The organism is Bradyrhizobium sp. RDM12, from assembly GCF_051917485.1.
In the GTDB taxonomy this organism is placed as follows: Bacteria; Pseudomonadota; Alphaproteobacteria; order Rhizobiales; family Xanthobacteraceae; genus Bradyrhizobium.
Genome location: NZ_CM133064.1, coordinates 4,344,449 through 4,366,325 on the forward strand (window position 1 = coordinate 4,344,449; position 21,877 = coordinate 4,366,325).

Sequence of the window (21,877 nt, forward strand, 5' to 3'; positions counted from 1 at the left end):
CGCTGTTGCCCTGTGCGACGGCCTTTTGTTTAATGGATGAACTGCGCTTAAGAAACGAGATGCGGGCAGGAAACGCATTGTGCGCCGGGAGGCACGATGAACGATCCGATCCTCGAGATGCGGGGAGTTTCAAAATCCTTCTTCGGCATCAAGGCGCTGCGCGCGGTTGATCTCACCGTCTATGCCGGCGAGATTCATGCCTTGATGGGCGAGAACGGCGCCGGCAAATCGACCCTGATGAAAATCCTGTCGGGCGCCTACCGGCCCGATCCCGGCGGCGAGATCCGCATCGAGGGCAAGCCGGCGCGCATCGAAGGTCCGCTTGGCGGCCGTGCGGCGGGCATCTCGATCATCTATCAGGAACTGTCTTTGGCCCCCAATTTGAGCGTTGCGGAGAATATTTATCTCGGCCGCGAGCTCTCGCGTTCAGGTTTGCTGGCGCGTGGCGCCATGCGCGAGGGCGTCGGCCCGATCCTGGAGCGGCTGGGGGCGGACTTCCTGCCGTCGACATTGGTCGCGCATCTCTCCATGGGCCAGCGCCAGCTCGTCGAGATCGCGCGTGCACTGCACGCGCGCTCGAAAATCCTGATCATGGACGAGCCGACCACCGCGCTGTCAGCCGGCGAAAGCGATCGGCTGTTCGCGCTGATCCGTCAGCTCCGCGCCGAGGGGCTTGCCATCATCTACATCTCGCACCGCATGGACGAGGTCTATGCGCTCGGTGACCGCGTCACCGTGCTGCGCGACGGCCGCCTGGTCGGCTCGCTCGACAAGCAGGACATCCGCGCCGACGCTATCGTTCGCATGATGGTCGGGCGCGACGTTTCCTCCTTCTACAAGAAAGATCATGATCCCGAGGCCGGGACGGGGCATCCCGTGCTCAGCGCCATCGACATGGCCGACGGGCTGCGCGTCAAGGGCTGCTCGCTCACCGTGCATGCGGGCGAGGTGGTGGGGCTTGCCGGCCTGATCGGCGCCGGCCGCACCGAGCTTGCGCAGCTCATCATCGGCGCGGCGCCGAAAATTTCGGGCCGTATCGAGCTTGAAGGCCGGCCAATCGACATCCGTACGCCCGGCGAAGCGCTCGAGGCCGGCATCGCCTATCTGACGGAAGACAGGAAGGCGCTCGGCCTGTTTCTGGACATGTCGTGTCTGGACAACATCAATCTCGCCGTGCTCGGGCGCGATGCCAAGCTCGGCTGTTTCCTCGACCGCGACAAGGCGCGCGAGCGTGCCGACAGGGCCTTCACGGGGCTCAGCATCCGCGCCGCCAATGTCGGTGTCCCCGCCGGTGGCCTCTCCGGCGGCAACCAGCAGAAGGTGCTGTTGTCGCGGCTGCTCGCCATCGCACCAAAGGTCCTGATCCTGGACGAGCCGACGCGCGGCGTCGACGTCGGTGCCAAGTCCGAGATTTATTCGATCATCGACAATCTTGCCAAGGCCGGTACCGCGATCCTCGTCATCTCGTCCGATCTCCCTGAAATCATCGGCATCTGCGACCGGGTCATCGTGATGCGGTCGGGACTCGTCGCGGGCGAGGTCAGGCGAACCGAGACGGCGCCACTAACTCAGGAAGACATCATGGCCCTCGCCACGTGGACGGAGCACCTCGATGCCTGACAACGGATCGACGCAGGCGAAGGCCGCTACGGCGAACGACCTTGCCGCCGCCCAGGCGACCAAACGTCTGCGCATCAGGCTTCTGATCCGCGCGGCGGGCATGCTGCCGGTGCTGCTGCTGCTATGCGCCGGCTTTCATTATCTCTCGGACGGCCGTTTCTTCACCGGGCAGAATCTCGGCATCGTCCTGCAGCAGGCTGCCGTCAACACCGTGCTGGCCGCTGGCATGACCTTCGTCATCCTCACCGGGGGCATCGATCTCTCGGTCGGCTCGATCCTGGCGGCGTCGGCAATGGCTGGCCTGACGATTTCGAAGCTGCCCGAGCTTGGCGCGCTGTGGCTGCCGGCTGCGGTTCTCACCGGCCTCGGCTTCGGCGTCGTCAACGGTGCGCTCATCGCGCTGTTGCGCCTGCCGCCCTTCATCGTCACACTGGGCTCGCTCACCGCCGTGCGCGGCCTGGCGCGGCTGCTTGGCGCCGACACCACGGTGTTCAATCCATCCATTCCCTACGCCTTCATCGGCAACGGATCGCTGACGCTTGTGCCCGGCGTGGCGTCGATCCCATGGCTCTCGGTGATCGCTCTGCTCGTCATCCTGGTCTCGTGGTTCGTGCTGCGCCGGACCGTGCTCGGCGTACATATCTATGCGGTGGGCGGCAATGAGAGCGCGGCGCGGCTTGCCGGGATCAAGGTCTGGGGCGTCGTGATCTTCGTCTATGGCGTGTCGGGATTGCTGGCCGGGTTGGGCGGCGCCATGCAGGCGGCGCGGCTCTACGCGGCCAACGGTCTGCAACTCGGCCAAAGCTACGAGCTCGACGCCATCACCGCGGTCATTCTCGGCGGCACATCCTTCGTCGGTGGCATCGGCTCGATCTGGGGGACGCTGGTCGGTGCGCTGATCATCGCCGTGCTCTCGAACGGCCTGATCCTCACGGGCGTCTCCGACATCTGGCAATATGTCATCAAGGGTCTGGTGATCATCGGCGCTGTGGCGCTGGATCGCTATCGGCTGCAAGGCTCCGCCAGAACTTGAGGGCTCCGCCAGAAAGTAAGGGATCTGGGCGCGATACGAAATTCCGCTACGGCAACTGGTCTGCCGTGCCGGATTAAGGACAGACCAGGGAGGAAACCAATGTTGAAGATGACCACGCTCGCCGGCGCCGCAATGGCGCTTGCGCTGACCACCGCGCCGTCCTCTGCCAAGGAGCTCAAGGCGATCGGCGTTTCGCTCGGGTCGATGGGCAACCCGTTCTTCGTCGCGCTGTCGAAGGGCGCCGAGTTCGAAGCCAAGAAGACCAATCCCAATGTGAAGATCACCACCGTCGGCTTCGAATACGATCTCGGCAAGCAGGTCACCCAGATCGACAACTTTATCGCCGCCGGCGTCGACCTGATCCTGTTGAACCCCGGCGATCCCAAGGCGATCGGGCCGGCGATCAAGAAGGCGCAGGCGGCAGGTATCGTGGTCGTCGCGGTCGACACCGCGGCCGAAGGCGCCGATGCCACGGTGACCACGAACAACGTCCAGGCCGGCGAGATTTCCTGCCAGTACATCGTCGATAAGCTCGGAGGCAAAGGCGATGTCATCATCGAGAATGGGCCGCAGGTCTCCGCCGTCATCGACCGCGTCACCGGCTGCAAGAACGTGTTCGGCAAGAATCCCGGTATCAAGGTGCTGTCCAGCGACCAGGACGGCAAAGGCTCGCGCGAGGGCGGCCTCACGGTCGCGCAAGGTTATCTGACGCGCTTCCCCAAGATCGACGCCATCTTCGCCATCAATGATCCGCAGGCGATCGGCACCGACCTTGCGGCGCGCCAGCAGAACCGCAGCGGCATCGTCATCACCGCCGTCGACGGTGCGCCGGACATCGAGGCCGCGCTGAAGGATCCCGCGTCGGCGCAGATCCAGGCGTCAGCGTCGCAGGACCCGTTCTTCATGGCGCGGCGCGCGGTTCAGCTCGGTGTCGGCATTCTCAACGGGCAGAAGCCGGCCTCGACCGTCGAGCTGCTGCCATCGAAGCTCGTGACCCGGGACAATATCGCCCAGTACAAAGGCTGGACCTCGGACCGTTCGCAGTAACAGCCGGCAGTTTTCGCTGGTTGCGGCCCAATTCGACAGGGGGCGTCCCGGGAAACTGGCCCGGGCGCGTCTGCGAGGTTGGCCTCAGCGAGCGATATGTCAAAGAAGGGGAGTTTAGCGATCGCCCCCGCGCGATGAGCTTTGGCCGCAACGAGAGGGAGGCCAAGTGCGCGGGCAGGCTATTCCCTGTGGTCGTTGATTTCGGCGGCGACCTGTCCGTAGTTCAGCAGGGCAACCAGCGTCGTTCCGCCCAGGATGTTGCCTAGCAACGTCGGCACGAAGAAATCAGAGGCATATTGGGCCAGCGATGCCTGATTGCTCTGCACGAGAAAGGCACACTCGACCGAGCCCGCGATGATATGCGCGAACTCGCCGAGCGCGACCACGTAGGTCATCACGACGACGATGTGCCCGCGCGAGCCCTTGGTGGCTGGCAAAAGCCACGCCATGAGGGCGATCAGCCAGCCGGCAAAGATCGCTCGAACGAAGGTCGTCACGAACGTCCCCTCTATGGTGTGGCGGCTGAGATCGACGAAGGCATCGACGATGCGTGGCTCGAAGATGCTGGTGTGCGCGAGCACGGATCCCACCGCCCAGGTTCCAGCGATGTTGGAGGCGAGGACCAGGCCCCACAGCTTGAGCACGCTGCCCAACGTTCCGAGATCCCTGTTGTGCAACAGCGGCAGGATCGGCGTCAGCGTATTCTCCGTGAAAAGCTGCTGCCGTCCCAGCACCACAACCAGGAAGCCGACGGTGTAGCCGAGCGGGGCAACCAGGCGCCGGGTGGCCTCGTCGGAGATCAGGGCGTGGAACTCCCCCTGCACGATCAGGGACAATCCCATCGAAAGGCCCGCGGCAAGGCCGGACAACAGGATGGCCCACCAGCGTCGCTTCAGTTCTTGCTCACCCTCGGCGCGGATCGTCTCGTGGATCAGCGCAGCGTTCGGCCGGCTCTGGGATTCGATCTGCTCGGTCTGCCGCCGCGAGACGCCGTCGAGCTTCGTCGCTGGATTGAAGGAGGCGCCGTCGCCGGGTTGGTCCACTCTTTTGCCTCAGGAAATGGTGATCGACTTCAAGGCTGCGAAGCTCCCTCAGTTCCTGTGAGTGTTGGTGGCTTGGTGCGTTTTGCGGCGCCGGGAGACTAGGAACCTTCACGGCAAGCAAGAGTTGGCCGCTCGGGCAGGGCGAAACGCCACACGAGGCTAACCGTGCAAGACATCGTGCGCGTGCGCTCGACCGCGCAAATCGCCGGCCATCCCATTCATCCGATGCTGGTGCCGATCCCCATCGCGTGCTTCATCGGCGCGCTGCTGACCGACATCGCCTATCTCGTCTCGGCAGAGATCATGTGGGCGGACTTTTCCGCCTGGCTTCTGGTCGTCGGCGTCATCTTCGGCGTGCTGGCCGCGATCGCAGGCCTGACCGATTTCCTCGGCAATCGCCTGGTGCGCGCGCAGCCGCCGGCCTGGCCGCATCTGATCGGCAACGCCGTGGCGCTGATCCTGGCAACCATTAATGCGCTGGTTCACACCCGTGATGCCTGGACCTCGGTGTGGCCGTGGGGCCTTGTTCTTTCGGTGCTCACTGTTTTGATCCTGCCGGTGACCGGCTGGCTCGGCTGGGCCATGGTGTACCGCCACGGCGTAGGAGTTGCGCGATGATCTCTCCTCTCGCCCGCACCGTGTTATGCGTTTCGCTCCTCGCTCTCACCGGCTGCAACGACGGCAGCGGCGATCCCAAGGCGCAGATTGGCGCCAATCCGAGGCTGCCCGACATCCAGCAATATCTGCTGCCGCCGATGCATATCGCCCGCATTGTCGGCTGGAAGAAGGACGAGACGCCGACGGTCGCGCAGGGTCTGCAGGCCAAGGCTTTCGCCACCGGCCTGCAGCATCCACGCTCGCTCTATGTTCTTCCCAACGGCGACGTGCTGGTGGTCGAATCCAAGGCGCCGAAGGCCGCCGCGATCAAGCGGCCCAAGGAGATCGTCATGGGCTATGTCGAGTCGTGGGCGACATCAGGCGGCGATACAGGACCGAGCAATCGCATCACGCTGCTGCGCGACACCAATGGCGACGGCGTTCCGGACACGCAGAGCGTCTTTCTCGACCATCTCAACTCGCCGTTCGGCGTCGCGCTGGTCGGTAACGATCTCTATGTCGCCAACACCGATGCGATCGTGAAATATCCCTACACCGAAGGCGATACCAAGATCACCGCGCCGGGTACGGTGCTGACGCCGCTGCCGGGCGGACCGATCGACCACCACTGGACCAAGAGCCTCGTCGCAAGCCCGGATGGCTCAAAGCTCTATGTCGGCGTCGGCTCCAACAGCAACATCACCGAGAACGGGATGGAGGCCGAGCACAATCGCGCCGACATTCTCGAGGTCGATCGCGCCAGCGGCCGCTGGCGCATCTTTGCCAGCGGCTTGCGCAACCCGAACGGCCTCAGCTTCGAGCCGCAGACCGGCGCGCTGTGGGCGGTTGTGAACGAGCGCGACGAGCTCGGCCCCGATCTCGTGCCCGACTACATGACATCGGTGAAAGAGGGAGCCTTCTATGGCTGGCCCTACAGCTATTACGGCCAGCACGTCGATCCTCGCGTCAAGCCGCAGCGGCCAGACCTCGTTGCCAAGGCGATCGTGCCCGATTACGCGCTGAGCTCGCATGTCGCGCCGCTCGGGCTCGCATTCTCCAACGGCAGCAGCCTGCCGAACGACTATCGCAATGGCGCCTTCGTCGGCGAGCACGGCAGCTGGAATCGGCAGGTGCTCAACGGCTACAAGGTCGTGTACGTGCCGTTCGCGGATGGCAAGCCGAGCGGACCCGCACAGGACGTCGTCACCGGATTCCTCAACAGCGACAACCAGGCACGCGGCCGCCCCGTGGGCGTCGCCATCGACAAAACCGGCGCGCTGCTGGTCGCTGACGACAGCGGCAACACGGTGTGGCGGGTGACGGCCGCGCATCCGCAGGTCACGGAGCGATAGGAGAGCAATGATGGGCCTTGCCCAATACGCGATCGTACTGGTCCAGGACGAGTGGGGCGTGCTGCACGACGGCGACGTCAAGAGCAGATACGCGACCAAGGAAGCCGCGTTCGAGTCGGCGGTCGCCGCAGCATCCCTGGCGCTGCGCGAGGGGCACGAGGTTCACGTCAGCGTCCCCGGCCGCGAGGCGGGAGAGACCGCGCTGGGATCTAGCTGCATCACACGACGAGCCGCCCGCGCCGAGGTCGGCGCCGCTGGCGATCCTGCTGTCGCTGTTGATGTGGGGCGTCGTCTATCAGGGCTACAACGCGATCTTCCCGAGCTTCTATCCGGAGCTGTTTCCGACACGCACCCGTGTGTCGGCGATGGCGATCTCGCAGAACATCGGAACGAGCATCACGGCGTTGCTTCCTGCCTTGTTTGCGACCGTGGCGCCTCCCGGCTCGGCCAACATTCCCTTGACGGTCGGTGCGATCGCGTTCGGCATCACGGTCATTGCAGCGCTGGCGGCGGTTACGGCCCGTGAAACCTATCGGGTCAGTATCGACGATCTCGGCAATCCCGAGGCCGTTCCGATGGCACGGGCCGACTATGATCGGCAGCGTGCAGAGGCGGCGAGCGGTGCGGCCGCAGTCCCGACCTGATGGGAATGAATGACGCCAACGCTGCTGCAGTCGATCTTGTTTGCAGCGGCAGGTCGCCACATTTTATGTGACTGCCTATTCGAACTTTGCGCGCGCGAGCGCGATCATCATGAGGTCGCATTATGAACCCCGTTGTCGTTGCTGTCGCCATCACCGGCTCCGTTCCGCGCAAGAAGGACAATCCGGCGGTACCCATCCTGCCGTCGGAACAGATTGAGTCGACGCACCAAGCCTTCGAAGCCGGCGCCACTCTTGCGCATATCCATGTTCGCAACGATGACGAGACGCCGTCCTCTGATCCCGAGCGCTTCGCCCTGGTGCAGGAAGGGATCAGGAAGCACTGTCCGGGGATGATCGTGCAGTTCTCGACCGGCGGTCGCGGTCGCGATCCCTCGGCGCGGGGATCATCGCTGTATCTGAAGCCGGACATGGCTTCGCTCTCCACCGGATCGGTGAACTTTCCGACGATTGTCTATGAGAACAGCGCCGCCCTGGTCGAGACGCTCGCGACCGGCATGAAGGCAGGTGGCATCCGCCCGGAAATCGAAATATTCGATCTGTCGCATCTGCACGGCGCCCGCCGTCTGATCGAGGCGAGGCTGATCGATGCGCGTCCGCACGTGCAATTCGTCATGGGCGTCAAGAACGCGATGCCGGCCGACGAGCATGTCCTCGACATCCTGTTGGGCGAGCTCAGGCGGCTGATCCCGCAAGCGACCTGGACCGCGGCCGGGATCGGTCGCCATCAGGCCGAGGTGATGGACTGGGCGCTGGCGCGAGGCGCCGACGCGGTTCGCACCGGGCTCGAGGACAATATCAGGATCGACAAGACGCGCCTGGCCGGCAGCAACGCGGAGCTCGTGACCATCGCCGCCGAGGCGGTTACGCGCCACGGCCGGCGCGTCGCGAGCGCTGCCGAGGCGCGATCACGGCTTGGGATCGCAGGGTAGACCCCCCGCCTGACATGCTTGCAGCTGCCTTCTGCCATTCGGAACCGACATTCCCGTGCGCTGAGTCTGCGGGTAAGAAAGACCCACAGGCGTGATCGGCGCCTGCCGGGCAGGCGACAAGTGGAATGCGGTTCTTGAAATCTGACGGCAGCTCATCGGGGTCCTGCTGGTGCTTGCGATCACCCAGCTCATTGGATGGGGTACGATCGGCCTTCCGGCCGTGGTCGGCCGCGAGTTCGGGGTTGATCTCGGCCTGAGCCTGCCGGCGGTGTTTGCGGGCAGCTCTGTCCTTTATGTCACCATGGGTCTGTGCGCGCCCTGGCTCGCCAAGGCCTTTGCGCGGCACGGTGCCCGCAAGGTCATGATGGTGGGCACCGTCGTGTCGGTGCCGGGCCACATCATCCTCTTCTTCGCGCGTGAGCCAATACTCTATTTTGCCGGCTGGGTGGTTCTCGGCATGGGCGGCAGCGCCACGCTGTCGACCGGCGCCTATATCATGCTGAACGAGGTCGCCGGACGGGGTGCCAAGAATGCGATCGGCGGCCTAATGCTGCTGACGGGTCTCTCCAGCAGCATCTTCTGGCCGACCACCTCGTTCCTTAGTGCCTGGCTCGGCTGGCGCGGGACCTGTCTCGTCTACGCGGCAATGATGCTCGCCATCAATCTCCCGCTCTATGCGTTTCTCGCGCCGCGCCGGAAAATTGCGGCCGACCGTGGAGGCGAGGCCGTCAAGGCGGCACCGCCGCCTCCGATTCCAAGAAGCACCTTCGGTCTCGTCGTCTGCGTCATCACGATGAACGCCTTCGTCAATTTCGGCATCAGCGCCATCCTGATCGAGCTGTTGCGGGCGGAGGGGCTTGCGCCGGCCCAGGCGCTCGCATTCGGCTCCATGCTGGGCGTCATCCAGGTCAGCGCCCGCGGCCTCGATTTCCTCGGCGGTGGCCGGTGGGACGGCATCACCACCGGGCTGGTCGCGGGCACCGCGCTTCCCGTAGCCATGGTGCTGCTGATGCTGAGCGAGGGGGCGACCTGGGCGGTCGCGAGCTTCATCCTGCTTTACGGCGCCGGCAGCGGCGCGATGGCGGTAGCGCGGGCGACGATCCCGCTCGTGTTCTACGACCAGGCCGAATTCGCCAAGGCGATGTCGATGATCGCACTGCCGCTCAATCTGGCATCCGCGATCTCGCCGCCGCTGCTGGCCGCTCTGCTCACCCAGTTCGGCAGCCGCGGCGCGCTGGGGCTCACTTTGGCCTTTTCTTGCGCAACGGTGCTGATCCTGATTCTGCTCGGCCGCCGACGCCCGCACTTGGTTGCGGCCGCCGCGACCTGAGCTCGACCCATAATATTCATATTCGCAACGCGGAATTCTGCGCCTCGGGCTATCTCTGCTGCGGGACGGGGGATGGCCGTATGCCTAGCGCGCAGTGCTCGGAACGCCAAAATGGTGTATCCGCAGGGAGCACGGCCCGCGATCTCGCCGCCGCGCCAAGATCCAGTTCCCCGGAGGAAATCGACATGTCGGCCCTGCCGCTCTCAGGCATCAAGATCCTTGATCTCACCCGCGTCCTTGCCGGCCCCTTGTCGGCTCAGATGCTGGGCGACCTCGGCGCGGAGGTGATCAAGATCGAGCGGCCCAGCACCGGCGACGACGCGCGCGCCTTCGGCCCGCCTTATCTGACCGATCCAGAGGGCAAGGCCAACAACAACAATTCGTTCTATCTTTGCGCCAACCGCAACAAGAAGTCGGTCACCGTCAACATCGCCAAGGCCGAGGGGCAGGCGATCATCCGCGAGCTCGCCAAGGATGTCGACGTCTTCATGGAGAACTACAAGGTCGGCGATCTCAAGCGCTACGGCCTCGACTACGAGACGATCAAGGCGATCAATCCGAAGATCATCTATTGCTCGGTGACCGGCTTCGGCCAGACCGGACCCTATGCGCCACGCGCAGGCTACGACGCGATCCTGCAGGCGATGGGCGGTCTGATGAGCGTCACCGGCCATATCGACGGCGAGCCGGGCGAGGGCCCGATGAAGGTCGGGCCGTCGATCGTCGACTACATGACCGGCATGAACACCTCGATCGGGCTCTTGTCGGCGCTCTACCATCGCGACGTCAATGGCGGGCAGGGACAGCACATCGACGTCTGCCTGTTCGACACCGTCATCGCCTCGCTGTCGCACTGGCTGCAGATCTACCTCGTCAACGGCAAGACGCCGCCGCGCCGCGGCACCTGGGGCAATGGTGGCATGCCGGCCGGCGTGTTCCGCTGCACCGACGGCGAGTTGATGCTGGTGGTGGGCAATGACGGCCAGTTCCAGCGCACCTGCGCCGTGCTCGGCCAGCCCGAGCTCGCCAACGACAAGCGCTTCATCAAGAACAACGACCGCGTCGTGCACGGCAAGGAGATCATGGCGATCTTCGCCGGCCTGTTCCTGAAGAAGCCGGTGGCCTATTGGCTGGACAAGCTCGAGGAGGCCGGCGTGCCGTCGGGCCCGATCAACAATTTCGAGCAGGTGTTTGCCGATCCGCACGTCCAGTCGCGCGGCATGCGGGTGAAGGTCGACCATCCTTTCCAGCCCGATCTGTCGCTGATCCGCAACGCACTGACCTTCTCGGAAACCCCGATCAAGACCTACCGCGCGCCGCCGCTGCTCGGCGAGCACACCCAGGAGGTGCTCGGTGGCAAGCTCGGCTATGATGGGGCGAAGATCGAGGAGCTGAAGAAGCAGGGGATCATCTGATTTGATGACCGGCGAGACATCATCAGCTGCGCGATCACTTCATTCCTGACGGAAGCATGACCATCTCGCGGCTTGCGCGAGGCTTGCACGCAATCCCCAGATAAACCCGGTCCGTAGAGACACAGGCTTCCGCTTCGCCCGCGACTCAGATTCGATCTCTCCCGCTGAGTTCGGGAGGGAAGCGCATGTCCTACACCATCGGGTTCCAAGCGAAGAACCAGAAGGCCATTCTGGCGACTGAGGCGGCCACGGCCAACCAGGCCGTCGCGATCATTGCCGCGCTGCGGCAAAGTGCCGAAGAGATCAAGTTCATCCGCTCGCCGCAGGAAGGCGACATGGGCATCGAGATGCTGCTGCTGCTCGCCAAGGAAGAGGCCGAGGAGATGCCGCAGCGGGCCTAGAGCATGATCCGGAAAAGTGCGTGGCGGTTTTCCAAGATCATGCTCAAACAATAGCGCCCCCGCGGCCACACTTCGATCAGAAGCGAAACATGTCGGCTGCAATGTCATGTAGTCAGGCACCCGTCTCGCTTGAACCGAAGGTGACCGCCATGAAACGCGAAGCGCTCCGCGTCGAACCGATCTCGTCCTTTCTCGACCGTGTGAAGGCGCCGACCTCGCCGGTGACGCGCGCCGGCAACATGATCTTCGTCGCCGGCCTGCCGCCATTCGACCCCGAGGCGGGCGAGATCGGAGGAATGCCGATCGAGCGACAGAGCGAAATCATCATGGAGCAGATGAAGCTCTGCCTGCAGACGGCCGGCGCCTCGCTGGATAACCTCATGAAGTGCAATGTCTACTGCACCTCGACAAAACACTTCGCCGCGTTCAACGCAGTCTATGCGCGCTATTTCCCGGTCGATCCGCCGGCACGGATCTTTGTTTGTACGCCGGAATGGTTCGGCCCGTTCGACGTCGAGATCGATTGCATCGCAATGATGTGAAGTGTCAGCGCGCGTCGCGCGCCAGTGCGCGCGCGGGCGCCTTGGCTTCGGCCTTGCCCGCCGTCAGCGCCATCGTCGCGACGCTGACGACGCGCGCGATGACGTCCTCGACGTCATCGAGATCGCATTGCCCTTCCGACAGCTTTATCAGGCGCTCGCTTTCGCGGATGGTGTGGTGTGCCATCGCCAGCGCAAAATTCAGGCCCCAATAGATGTCGACATCGCTGCGGTCGGGCAGGGACCGTCGCATCGCGCCGGCGAATTTCCGCAAGTGGTCGACCTCGCGGTTCTTGATGCGGCGGATCGGCGGCACGGATTCGATCGAGGCGCGGATCATGAAGCGCGCCGCGGTGGAGCGCTGCTTCTCCGGGCCCAGGCAGCCGCGCAGGGTCGGGCCGACGAGGGCGCGCAAGATCACCTCGATCGGCGCGCGGCCGCCGCCTTGCTCTTCCGCCGCCTTCAACTCGCGCAAACGCTCGCGGTTGGTCGCGATCGAGCGGGTGACAAATAATTCCGCGATCAACTCGTCCTTCGAGCCGAAATGATAGTTCACCGCGGCCAGATTGACATTGGCCTCCGCGACGATGTCGCGCAGCGTGACGTCGCCAAAACCGCGATCGGCATAAAGCCGTTCGGCGGCGGCGAGAATGGCAGACCTCGTATGATCGCTGGCCATGGATGCGCTCAGGGGGAGGGAGTTGCAATTCAAACACTTGTATGAAACTATCGTTTGAACGCTGGAGAAGTCAATCCGCATGATGGAATTGCGCCGCTGTTGAAAGCGGTGCGGGTTCCACGCCCCGCGAACCGCCGAATGGCGCTTGCGGGCCGCACATTGCGGGAGGACAGTCCGGCGCAAAACAGTTTCGCAAAGAGAGACCGAGGAGCGTCCCATGGATTTCGATCTGTCGCCCAAGCAAAAGGAATGGCTCGACCGCGTGCAGTCGTTCATGACCAAGCACGTGCGTCCGGCGGTGCCGATCTACAACGAGCAGGACAAGAGCGGCGACCGCTGGAAGGTCATCCCGGTGCTGGAAGACCTCAAGAAGAAGGCGAAGGCCGAGGGCCTCTGGAACATGTTCATGCCGCCGAACGAGCATGAAGACGACGAATTCCGCGGTGCGGGACTGACCAATCTGGAATACGCGCTGCTGTCGGAGCAGATGGGGCACATTTCCTGGGCCTCGGAAGTGTTCAACTGCTCCGCGCCCGACACCGGCAACATGGAAGTGTTCATGCGCTACGGCTCCAAGGAGCAGAAGCGCAAATGGCTGCGTCCGCTGATGGATGGCGAGATCCGCTCCGCCTTCCTGATGACGGAACCGGCGGTCGCTTCGTCCGATGCGACCAATATCGAGACCCGGATCGAGAAGGATGGCGACCATTACGTCATCAACGGCCGCAAATGGTGGTCGTCCGGTGTCGGCGATCCCCGCTGCAAGATCGCGATCCTGATGGGCAAGACCGATTTCAATGCCGCAAAACATCAGCAGCAGTCGCAGATCCTGGTTCCGCTCGACACCCCCGGCATCAAGGTCGAGAAGATGCTGCCGGTGTTCGGCTTCGACGATGCACCGCACGGCCACGCCCAGGTGCTGCTCGAGAACGTGCGCGTGCCGAAGGAGAACATCCTGCTCGGCGAGGGCCGCGGCTTCGAGATCGCGCAGGGCCGCCTCGGTCCCGGCCGTATCCATCACTGCATGCGCACCATCGGCAAGGCCGAGGAAGCACTGGAGAAGATGGTGAAGCGGCTGATGTCGCGCACAGCCTTCGGCAAGAAGATCGTCGAGCACAGTGTGTGGGAGCAGCGCATCGGCGAAGCCCGCACCAACATCGAGATGACGCGTCTGCTCTGCCTCAAGGCCGCCGACATGATGGACAAGGTCGGCAACAAGACCGCGCAGGCCGAGATCGCCATGATCAAGGTCGCAGCTCCCAACATGGCGCTGAAGATCATCGACGAGGCGATCCAGGCGTTTGGCGGTGCGGGCGTCTCCGACGAGGCCGGCCTTGCCAAGGACTACGCCGGCATCCGCACGCTGCGTCTCGCCGACGGTCCCGACGAGGTGCACAATCGCGCCATTGCAAGGCTCGAAGTTCGGAAGTATGCCAATTCTCCCAGGCACTAAGAGGGAGAGCCGCGCGGCGCTCCCGACTTGAAGAAACGACAGAGCATGATCCGCATTCGGAGTGACCGCTTGACGCAAGTGCGTCAGCGGTTACCGATTAGGATCATGTTCGGACTGAAGAGGGAGCGTCACCGTGGCTGACGGCGTCAGGAAAGACGAAGAGTTCTCGGGCACCAAGCCGGTCGAGGAGCGTCATCGCTTTGACGAGCTGCGGCTCGAGGCCTGGATGCGCGACAACGTCGAAGGCTATGAGGGCCCGCTGGTCGTCCTGCAGTTCAAGGGCGGCCAGTCTAATCCGACCTACCGGCTCAACACCCCCAAGCGCTCCTACGTGATGCGCCGCAAGCCGTTCGGCAAATTGCTGCCGTCGGCGCATGCGGTCGATCGCGAATATCGCGTCATCGCGGCCCTCGGAAAGCAGGGCTTTCCAGTCGCGCACGCTTATGCGCTGTGCCAGGACGACAGCATCATCGGCGCCGCGTTCTACATCATGTCGATGGAAGAGGGGCGGGTATTCTGGGATCCGACGCTGCCGAGCCAGGATGCCGATGCGCGCCGAAAGATCTTCACCAGCAAGATCGAGACGCTGGCAAAGCTCCATATGTACGATCCTGTCGCGATCGGTCTCGGCGATTTCGGCAAGCCCGGCAATTATTTCGCGCGGCAGATCGACCGCTGGACCAAGCAGTATCGCGCGTCCGAGACCCAGCACATTCCGGAGTTCGAGAAGGTGGCCGAATGGCTGCCCAAGACCGTGCCGGAGCAGGCGCGCGTCTCGATCGTCCACGGCGACTATCGCCTCGACAACATGATTTTCCATACGACGGAACCTCGCGTGCAGGCCGTGCTGGATTGGGAGCTGTCGACGCTCGGCGATCCCATGGCCGACTTTACCTATCTGTTGATGCAGTGGGTCATGCCGGGCCTGCACGGCGCCGACCTCAAGGCGCTCAACATCCCGAGCGTGGAGGAAGCCGCGCAGATCTATTGCAACGTCACCAAGATGACGGTGCCGGATCTCAACTGGTACTTTGCCTATAATCTGTTCCGCCTCGCCGGCATCACCCAGGGCATCGCCGGCCGCGTCCGTGACGGCACCGCCGCCAACGCCAAGGCGCTGGAATCCGCCAAGCGCACCGTGCCGCTGTCAAAGGCGTCGTGGGACTACGCGCAGAAGGCGGGCGCGGTGTAGGAGTCGGGCGCGGCCGGAGGCAGCGCCCTTTCTTTGCAGTTCGCGATCTTTCAACAGTCTCCGTCATTGAGAGTCTCCGTCATTGCGAGCGAAGCGAAGCAATCCAGATGTCTTCGCGGCGGCAGCCTGGATTGCTTGGTCGCTTCGCTCCTCGCAATGACGGGGAGGTGGGTCACGAGCCCCCACATTGACAGCTCCTGTAGGGTGGGCAAAAGCGCGTAGCGCTGTGCCCGCCATCTCTCTGCGATCGCAGTGGCATGGTGGGCACGCTCCGCTTTGCCCACCACGGCAGCGTCGTTTATGACTCCGCCTTCGCGCAATGCGCGATCAGTTTCTCCACGAAGCCTGCGCACTTCTCCAGCTCCGCCATCTCGACGAACTCATCCGGCGTATGCGCCTGCGCGATTGAGCCGGGGCCGATCACCACCGACGGGATGTCGGCCATGCTGGCAAACAAACTTGCCTCGGTGCCAAATGCGACTTTGGCGTGGTCGTTGCGTCCCGCAAGCTGCTTTGCCAGCGTGACGATTGCGGCGTCGGCCTTGGTGTCGAGCGCGGGATAGTCGAGGATCTCCTCGAAATCGATGCCACATTCCGGGCTTTTCGCCTTCATCGCCGGCTCGAGCTCGGCCTTGGCCCAGGCGACGATCGCATCCGTCACCTCTCTGGACTCGGTGATGCCGATGCCGCGGCACTCGAAGTCCACCGTGCAAGTGTCGGGCACGATGTTCAGCGCGGCGCCGCCATGCACGATGCTGGTCAGCAGCGTCGAGTGCGGCACATCGTAAAGGCTGCTGCGCTCGACTTCGGCCGCGAGCTTCACTGCGCGGCGGCGGATCTCGGTGATCATCTCGGCCGCGTATTCGATGGCATTGACGCCATCCGGCGCAATCGAGGAGTGGCGGGCGAGGCCGCGGAATGTCGCGCGCACGCCGTGCTTGCCCTTGTGGCCGATGATGACCTTCATCTCTGTCGGCTCGCCGATGAAGGCGCCGAGCGGTCTCACCTTTTTCTTCGCGACCTCGGCAAGCATCGGTCGCACGCCGACGCAGCCGATCTCTTCGTCATAGGAGATGGCAAGATGAATCGGCGTTGTCAGCTTCGCCTCCAGCATCTCCGGCACCATGGCGAGGCACACCGCGACGAACCCCTTCATGTCGGTGGTGCCGCGGCCGTAGAGCTTGCCGTCGCGCTCGACCAGCTTGAACGGATCATGGTTCCAGTCCTGGCCGACGACGGGCACGACGTCGGTGTGCCCTGACAGCACGAGACCGGGTCGATTTTCCGGGCCGATCGTGACCCAGAGCGAAGCCTTCTTGCCGGTCTCGTCGGTGAAGCGTTCGCCCTTGACGCCGAGAAAGGCGAGATAGCTCTCGATATGCGCGATCAAAGACAAATTGGTGCGATCGCTGATCGTGTCGAAGCCGACGAGGTCGGCGAGAAGTTTGCGGATACGGTCAGGTCTGGAGTCCGGCATTTTCACGTTCTTGTTAGGGAATTGCGGAGGCTGATGCCGCTTGCATGAACCATACCAATGTTGCGGCCGGTCGGGCAAATGAAGCCGCAGCTGTCATTCCGGGGCAATGCGCAGCATTGAGCCCGAATCCATCCGGCAGCATCATGCACGGTGAAATGGATTCCGGGGTTCGCGACTTCGTCGCGCCCCTGAATGACGCGGTAGGGCTACGAGACCTGGCGTTGCCTGACGGGCAAAGCACGCTAGGCGTGGGTCAACCCGCATCGTCGAAAATATTCCACTTTACCGAAATTCGGAAACGACGTATGTATCGTCCCACTCCGGCCCAAGGAAGAGGGGCGTATCGCGATCGTCACGAACGCGGGCCGGGCGGCGGTGGACGCAGGCCACATCGGCGCGAAGGGTTTTGCAGGGCGGGCTACCGTGAGCAAAAGCGTCGCGCACACGACCGGCGTGATCTGCGTACGGCCAAATCGTGTGGTCCTGACGCCCGGGGTCTGTGCGTCAAGTCTCGCAGTGATGCGTGGCCCGACCGGGTTCGCGCATCGATCATCCGCGAGGCGACGGGGGCAATAGTGCATCGCTCCCCGGGGAGAGCACGACATAAGCCGTTCCAACCATCCGCGCAGGGAAGGCCGGGATGCCTCCGGCTGCCCTGTTACCCGCTGTGCAGTGTAGCGCAATCTACTCATGGCATAGCGGTCAATGGGAGCCAGCCGGCTCCCGGCCTTCCCTGCGCCCTCTTTCAAATGAGGGTGAGGCGAGAGAGCAAAGCTCGGGCGAAACAAGCCGCGAGGATGCGAGGGTGTGTCTGCAACAGAGATGCGAGCTACAGAACTACGCTGACGCCCCTTGCTCCGTCATTGCGAGCGGAGCGAAGCAATCCAGACTGCATCCGCGGAGGAAGCTGGATTTGCTTCGCTGCGCTCGCAATGACGATGTTGATGCAGTTGCGCGAAATGTCTCGCCGATGTCGTCCCGGCGAAGGCCGGGACCCATACCGCGGAATCCATCGATCGCATTCGGCAGGAGTACCGAACGACGGATCTTCGCCAAACTCTTTCCGGTGGTTATGGGTCCCGGCCTTCGCCGGGACGACACGGAGGGTGTGGCGGCACCGTTCAACACGAAGGCGAGTAGCCGCCTGCTAAACCGGCTTGCCCGTATACGGCATCGACGCCGTGAGGCCGCCGTCCACCGGGAACGCCTGGCCGTTCACATACGACGCCTCGTCGCTGGCCAGAAACAATCCCATCGCGGCGAGCTCGTGCGGCTGGCCCGGGCGCTTCAAGGGGTTGAGCTGGCCGATCTTGTCGGCAGTGCCGCGCTCCTTGGCGCGGTCGAAGATCGGCTTGGTCATGCCTGTTTCGATCAGGCCCGGGCACACCGCGTTGATGCGCACGCCGGTGCCGGTGAGGGAATAGGCGGTGGTCTGCACCAGCGAGATCACGCCGGCCTTGCTCGCCGCGTAGGGATGCCCGCTCGCGCCGGCCTTGAGGCCAGCGACCGATGCGGTGAGCACGATCGCGCCGGACTGCTGCTTCACCATGTGCGGCATTGCATGCTTCACCGCGAGGAATGGTCCGATCAGGTTGATGCGCAGCACTTCCTGCCACTGTTCGACGGTCTGCTCGCCGAGCGGAACGAGCCCGCCGGAGACGCCGGCATTGGCCCAGATCACGTCGAGCCTTCCGTGCGTCTTCACTGCATTGTCGATGACGGCGATGACGTCCTGCTCGGAGCCGGCATCGGCTATCATTGCTTCCGCGACACCGCCGGCCTTCTTCACCTCGTCGACGGTCTCCTTCACCGCCTCGGTGCGATCGACCGCGATCAGCTTGGCGCCTTCCCTGGTGAACAGCAGCGCAGCCGCGCGGCCGATGCCGCTGCCGGCGCCGGTGATGATGACGGATTTGCCTTGCAGACGGCCCATGCGTTTCTCCCTTTGGTGTGCCGCGTGACGCTTGCCGCGCGACGGAATTTCAAACAGAATTTCAAACGGTAAAGTGTCTTGAGACACGTTCACTACTGACGTACAGCGACATCACACGGGATGGAAGAGGCTCAATGGCAACCGCAGACAAGCCGAATGTGGTCACGACACGCTGGTGGTGGGTTCGTCACGCGCCGGTGCGCAATGACGGCGGCAACATCTACGGACAGAGCGATCTCGCCTGCGACACCAGCGACACCTACGTGTTCAATGCTGTTGCCAAGGTGCTGCCACGCAACGCGGTCTGGTATTCGAGCAACCTGATGCGCACGCATCAAACGGCCGAAGCGATCTGGCAAGCGGGCTACCCGAAGCCCGCGTCGATGAAATGGGAGGCGGATCTCGCCGAGCAGAATCTCGGCCGCTGGCAGGGCATGAACCGCGCCTCGTTCATTGCCAGCCGTCCCGTCGGCTCGAGCTGGTTTGCCGACATCAACGAGCCCGCGCCGGGCGGCGAAAGCTTTATGGATCTCTACAACCGCACGCGCCGCACCGTCGAGCGTATCATCAATGACGCAGGCGGGCAGGACATCATCGCGGTTGCCCATGGAGGCACCATCAAGGCGGCGATCGGCCTCGCGCTCGACGGCCAGGTGGAGCGGGCGTTGTCGTTCGATATCGACAATTGCTCGATCACGCGACTCGATCATTTCGCAAGCCCCGAGCGCTCGGTCTGGCGGCTGCCGATGGTGAACCAGCAGCCGTGGATCGCGGACGATGCCCATGCCGAGATGCATCAGCCGGCGGGACCGGAAGTCAAGAAGCTCGCCTGAGGCTGTTGTCCGTTCGCGCGGACGCGGCGTAAGCTTCAGGCAAATCAAATCATACCCTGGGAGAGAAACATGACCTTGTTCGACATGAAGGGCAAAGTTGCCGTCATCACCGGCTCGACGCGCGGTATCGGGCTTGCGATCGCCGAGCGTATGGCCGAGCACGGCGCCAAGGTCGTGATCTCCTCGCGCAAGGCTGATGTCTGCAATGAGGTCGCCAAGGGCATCAACGACAAGTTCGGCAAGGGCACCGCGGTCGCGATCGCGGCGAACATCTCGTCGAAGGAAAATCTGCAAAACCTCGTCGATGAGAGCAACCGCGCTTTCGGCAAGATCGACGTGCTGGTCTGTAACGCCGCGTCGAACCCGTATTACGGTCCGCTCGCCGGCATCTCCGACGATCAGTTCAGAAAAATTCTCGACAACAACATCGTCGCCAACAACTGGCTGATCTCGATGGTGGTGCCGCAGATGATCGAGCGCAAGGACGGCTCGGTGATCATCGTCTCCTCGATCGGCGGCCTCAAGGGCTCGACGATCCTTGGCGCTACGCGATCTCCAAGGCCGCCGACATGCAGCTCGCACGCAATTTGGCTTGCGAATACGGCAAGCACAACATTCGCGTGAACTGCATCGCGCCCGGCCTGATCAAGACCGATTTTGCCAAGGCGCTGTGGGACAATCCGGAGAACCTGAAAGCCTCGACCGCGCGCTCGCCGCTCTTGCGCATCGGCATCCCCGACGAGATCGCGGGCGCCGCGGTGTTCCTGGGGTCTGCGGCCGGCGACTTCATGACCGGCCAGACCATGGTGATCGACGGCGGCGCAACGATTAGCTGATTTCCTTGCGGGACGGGCGCTCACTCCGCCTCAACTCAGGTGCGATCGTCCGCGAAGGCGGACGATCCAGTATCCCGGAGACCGGCGTTGGAGAGCTCGCCTTCACCACACCCGCCGCGGAGTACTGGATGCCCCGCTTTCGCGGAGCATGACAGCGAGATTGGCGATGCGGCGTCGCGTCAATCCACCGCCGCGTAAACCAGATCCCGCACCAGCGTCCGCGTAAAATCGCGCTGTCCCGGGCCCTGGCTCATGAACACCGTGAACAGGTCTTCTTTCGGATCGATCCAGAAGAACGTCCCGGCGATGCCGCTCCAGAAGTACTGGCCGACGCTGCCGGGGAACGGCGCGATGCCGGCCTCGCGGCGCACGGCAAAGCCGAGACCGAAGCCGTGGCCGGGCGAAAGCAGCGTGCCGTTGGTCACCACGTGCGGCCCGAGGTGATCGGAGGCCATCAGCTCCAGCGTCTTGCGGCCGATGATCCTAGCGCCGTCGAGCGTGCCGCCATTGCGCAGCATCAGCGCGAAGCGGGCATAGTCCATCGTGGTCGAGACCAGGCCGCCGCCGCCGGATTCCATCACCGGCTGCTCGAGCATGTTGAACAGCGCGACCTTGTCGCCGGTCCAGGGATCGCTCGCAAACGGCTCGGCAAGCCTGTTGGCATTGGCCTCTGACGTCGAGAAGCCGGTTTCGGTCATCTGAAGCGGCGCGAGAACGCGTTCGGCGAGGAATGCGCCGAGCGACTTACCACTGACGATTTCGATGATGCGGCCGAGGATGTCGGTGGAACGGCTGTAGTTGAACTCGTCGCCGGGGTGGCAGACCAGCGGGAAGCTCGCCACTAGCGTGGCGTGCTCGGCATTGGTGATCTTGCGGCTGCGGACGCGGGATTCCTGGTAGATCTTGTGCACGGGGCCGTCGCCCTGGTGCTCATACGTCAAACCAGAGGTGTGGCGGAGCAGGTCCTGCACCGTCATCGGCCGCTTCGGCGGAACCAGTTCCAGCCTGCCGCCGCTGACCACGCCGACCTTCTGGTCGGCAAACGCGAGGATGAATTTCGCGACCGCGTCACCGAGGAGGAGGTGGCCGTCCTCGACCAGTGCCATGATGCCGACCGACACGATCGGCTTGGTCATCGAGAAGATGCGGAAGATCAGATCAAGCGCCATGGGCGCGGAAGCCGCCGGGCTCTGCCTGCCGAGCGTCTCGAACCAGCCGACCTGACCGCGGCGGGCGACCAGGACGGTCACGCCGGGGATGGTTCCCTTGTCGATCTCGCGCTTGAACGCGTCCGACATCGCCTGAAGACGGGGCCGCGACAGGCCCAGCGTTTCCGGCTTCGCCTCGGAGAGAGGCGGGGTTTTGGGCGTGATCGCGGTTTGGGTGGCGGTGGCAGTCATGGGCTCTCCCGGTTGTTCTTGATTGTCGGCAGCGGAGAGTGGCCCAGAAGGCGCGGCACAAACAAGCGAAGCCAGCGCGCTTCACCCTTGCAATCCGTCCTTG

17 protein-coding genes and 4 pseudogenes are annotated in these 21,877 nt (G+C 63.7%); 16 read left to right on the forward strand and 5 right to left on the reverse strand.

The window, feature by feature from the left end; translation table 11 throughout:
- Positions 1-96 precede the first annotated feature (96 nt).
- The 3 genes from ACTGJ9_RS21105 to ACTGJ9_RS21115 all read left to right on the forward strand — a co-directional run bounded on the left by ACTGJ9_RS21105 (position 97) and on the right by ACTGJ9_RS21115 (position 3,700).
- The gene (locus ACTGJ9_RS21105) at positions 97-1,620 is read left to right on the forward strand and encodes a sugar ABC transporter ATP-binding protein (protein ID WP_456672704.1); all 1,524 of its coding nucleotides are present in this window, start codon (positions 97-99) and stop codon (positions 1,618-1,620) included.
- Positions 1,613-2,653, forward strand: coding sequence for an ABC transporter permease subunit (locus ACTGJ9_RS21110; protein ID WP_456672705.1), 1,041 nt, complete (start codon positions 1,613-1,615; stop codon positions 2,651-2,653). The genes ACTGJ9_RS21105 and ACTGJ9_RS21110 overlap by 8 nt, the downstream gene beginning before the upstream one ends.
- A 99-nt stretch (positions 2,654-2,752) precedes the next feature.
- A complete protein-coding gene (locus ACTGJ9_RS21115; RefSeq protein WP_456672706.1) occupies positions 2,753-3,700 on the forward strand; it encodes an ABC transporter substrate-binding protein in 948 nt (315 codons plus the stop codon).
- 179 nt (positions 3,701-3,879) lie between these two features.
- Here ACTGJ9_RS21115 and ACTGJ9_RS21120 read toward each other — a convergent pair whose 3' ends face one another.
- On the reverse strand, positions 3,880-4,743 hold the full coding sequence (locus tag ACTGJ9_RS21120; RefSeq protein ID WP_456672707.1) for a formate/nitrite transporter family protein: 864 nt from the start codon (positions 4,741-4,743) through the stop codon (positions 3,880-3,882).
- 165 nt (positions 4,744-4,908) lie between these two features.
- Here ACTGJ9_RS21120 and ACTGJ9_RS21125 point away from each other — a divergent pair, with 165 nt between their 5' ends.
- The 9 genes and pseudogenes from ACTGJ9_RS21125 (at position 4,909) to ACTGJ9_RS21165 (ending at position 11,974) form a co-directional block, all read left to right on the forward strand.
- Positions 4,909-5,361, forward strand: coding sequence for a DUF2231 domain-containing protein (locus tag ACTGJ9_RS21125; protein ID WP_456672708.1), 453 nt, complete (start codon positions 4,909-4,911; stop codon positions 5,359-5,361).
- Positions 5,358-6,692 carry a PQQ-dependent sugar dehydrogenase gene (locus tag ACTGJ9_RS21130; protein WP_456672709.1) on the forward strand — a complete coding sequence of 445 codons (1,335 nt, stop codon included), beginning with the start codon at positions 5,358-5,360 and terminating at the stop codon, positions 6,690-6,692. Before ACTGJ9_RS21125 ends, ACTGJ9_RS21130 begins: the two co-directional genes overlap by 4 nt.
- A gap of 10 nt (positions 6,693-6,702) precedes the next feature.
- Positions 6,703-6,900, forward strand: a pseudogene (locus tag ACTGJ9_RS21135) (hypothetical protein); the annotation flags it as partial.
- A gap of 34 nt (positions 6,901-6,934) precedes the next feature.
- Positions 6,935-7,336: pseudogene (locus ACTGJ9_RS21140) on the forward strand (MFS transporter); the annotation flags it as partial.
- A 122-nt stretch (positions 7,337-7,458) separates the two neighbouring features.
- On the forward strand, positions 7,459-8,286 hold the full coding sequence (locus ACTGJ9_RS21145) for a 3-keto-5-aminohexanoate cleavage protein (RefSeq protein ID WP_456672710.1): 828 nt from the start codon (positions 7,459-7,461) through the stop codon (positions 8,284-8,286).
- 125 nt (positions 8,287-8,411) lie between these two features.
- Positions 8,412-9,616: pseudogene (locus tag ACTGJ9_RS21150) on the forward strand (MFS transporter).
- Between the two features lie 185 nt (positions 9,617-9,801).
- The gene (locus tag ACTGJ9_RS21155) at positions 9,802-11,031 is read left to right on the forward strand and encodes a CaiB/BaiF CoA transferase family protein (RefSeq protein WP_456672711.1); all 1,230 of its coding nucleotides are present in this window, start codon (positions 9,802-9,804) and stop codon (positions 11,029-11,031) included.
- 185 nt (positions 11,032-11,216) lie between these two features.
- Positions 11,217-11,432, forward strand: a complete 216-nt coding sequence (locus ACTGJ9_RS21160) for a hypothetical protein (RefSeq protein ID WP_045008240.1) — start codon at positions 11,217-11,219, stop codon at positions 11,430-11,432.
- 149 nt (positions 11,433-11,581) lie between these two features.
- Complete coding sequence (locus tag ACTGJ9_RS21165; protein WP_456672712.1) at positions 11,582-11,974, forward strand: RidA family protein; 393 nt, start codon at positions 11,582-11,584, stop codon at positions 11,972-11,974.
- Between the two features lie 4 nt (positions 11,975-11,978).
- Here the strand turns inward: ACTGJ9_RS21165 and ACTGJ9_RS21170 are convergent, their stop codons facing one another.
- Positions 11,979-12,650, reverse strand: coding sequence for a TetR/AcrR family transcriptional regulator (locus ACTGJ9_RS21170; protein ID WP_456672713.1), 672 nt, complete (start codon positions 12,648-12,650; stop codon positions 11,979-11,981).
- Positions 12,651-12,867: 217 nt separating this feature from the next.
- Between ACTGJ9_RS21170 and ACTGJ9_RS21175 the strand changes: the two genes are divergently transcribed.
- Positions 12,868-14,103 (forward strand): acyl-CoA dehydrogenase family protein, encoded by a 1,236-nt coding sequence (locus tag ACTGJ9_RS21175; RefSeq protein ID WP_456672714.1) that lies wholly within the window; start codon positions 12,868-12,870, stop codon positions 14,101-14,103.
- Between the two features lie 133 nt (positions 14,104-14,236).
- Positions 14,237-15,295: a phosphotransferase family protein gene (locus ACTGJ9_RS21180; RefSeq protein WP_456672715.1), complete on the forward strand. Its 1,059-nt coding sequence runs from the start codon at positions 14,237-14,239 to the stop codon at positions 15,293-15,295.
- Between the two features lie 298 nt (positions 15,296-15,593).
- Here ACTGJ9_RS21180 and argE read toward each other — a convergent pair whose 3' ends face one another.
- Entirely contained in the window at positions 15,594-16,772 is a 1,179-nt protein-coding gene (argE, locus tag ACTGJ9_RS21185) for an acetylornithine deacetylase (protein WP_456672716.1), read from the reverse strand.
- A 1,147-nt stretch (positions 16,773-17,919) separates the two neighbouring features.
- Positions 17,920-18,705 carry an SDR family NAD(P)-dependent oxidoreductase gene (locus ACTGJ9_RS21190; RefSeq protein WP_456672717.1) on the reverse strand — a complete coding sequence of 262 codons (786 nt, stop codon included), beginning with the start codon at positions 18,703-18,705 and terminating at the stop codon, positions 17,920-17,922.
- 134 nt (positions 18,706-18,839) lie between these two features.
- On the opposite strand from ACTGJ9_RS21190, the gene ACTGJ9_RS21195 reads away from it, so the two are divergent.
- A complete protein-coding gene (locus ACTGJ9_RS21195; RefSeq protein ID WP_456672718.1) occupies positions 18,840-19,538 on the forward strand; it encodes a histidine phosphatase family protein in 699 nt (232 codons plus the stop codon).
- Between the two features lie 69 nt (positions 19,539-19,607).
- Positions 19,608-20,374, forward strand: a pseudogene (locus ACTGJ9_RS21200) (SDR family NAD(P)-dependent oxidoreductase).
- Between the two features lie 179 nt (positions 20,375-20,553).
- On the opposite strand, the gene ACTGJ9_RS21205 reads toward ACTGJ9_RS21200, so the two are convergent.
- Positions 20,554-21,774, reverse strand: a complete 1,221-nt coding sequence (locus ACTGJ9_RS21205; RefSeq protein WP_456672719.1) for a serine hydrolase domain-containing protein — start codon at positions 21,772-21,774, stop codon at positions 20,554-20,556.
- Positions 21,775-21,877 lie beyond the last annotated feature (103 nt).

Bases quoted from the DNA above. Each gene is read 5' to 3' on its own strand.
- ACTGJ9_RS21165 (WP_456672712.1), top strand. From the start codon at position 11,582: ATGAAACGCGAAGCGCTCCGCGTCGAACCGATCTCGTCCTTTCTCGAC.
- ACTGJ9_RS21160 (WP_045008240.1), top strand. From the start codon at position 11,217: ATGTCCTACACCATCGGGTTCCAAGCGAAGAACCAGAAGGCCATTCTG.
- ACTGJ9_RS21115 (WP_456672706.1), top strand. From the start codon at position 2,753: ATGTTGAAGATGACCACGCTCGCCGGCGCCGCAATGGCGCTTGCGCTG.
- ACTGJ9_RS21145 (WP_456672710.1), top strand. From the start codon at position 7,459: ATGAACCCCGTTGTCGTTGCTGTCGCCATCACCGGCTCCGTTCCGCGC.
- argE (WP_456672716.1), bottom strand. From the start codon at position 16,772: ATGCCGGACTCCAGACCTGACCGTATCCGCAAACTTCTCGCCGACCTC.
- ACTGJ9_RS21105 (WP_456672704.1), top strand. From the start codon at position 97: ATGAACGATCCGATCCTCGAGATGCGGGGAGTTTCAAAATCCTTCTTC.
- ACTGJ9_RS21110 (WP_456672705.1), top strand. From the start codon at position 1,613: ATGCCTGACAACGGATCGACGCAGGCGAAGGCCGCTACGGCGAACGAC.
- ACTGJ9_RS21175 (WP_456672714.1), top strand. From the start codon at position 12,868: ATGGATTTCGATCTGTCGCCCAAGCAAAAGGAATGGCTCGACCGCGTG.
- ACTGJ9_RS21170 (WP_456672713.1), bottom strand. From the start codon at position 12,650: ATGGCCAGCGATCATACGAGGTCTGCCATTCTCGCCGCCGCCGAACGG.
- ACTGJ9_RS21190 (WP_456672717.1), bottom strand. From the start codon at position 18,705: ATGGGCCGTCTGCAAGGCAAATCCGTCATCATCACCGGCGCCGGCAGC.
- ACTGJ9_RS21195 (WP_456672718.1), top strand. From the start codon at position 18,840: ATGGCAACCGCAGACAAGCCGAATGTGGTCACGACACGCTGGTGGTGG.
- ACTGJ9_RS21130 (WP_456672709.1), top strand. From the start codon at position 5,358: ATGATCTCTCCTCTCGCCCGCACCGTGTTATGCGTTTCGCTCCTCGCT.
- ACTGJ9_RS21205 (WP_456672719.1), bottom strand. From the start codon at position 21,774: ATGACTGCCACCGCCACCCAAACCGCGATCACGCCCAAAACCCCGCCT.
- ACTGJ9_RS21155 (WP_456672711.1), top strand. From the start codon at position 9,802: ATGTCGGCCCTGCCGCTCTCAGGCATCAAGATCCTTGATCTCACCCGC.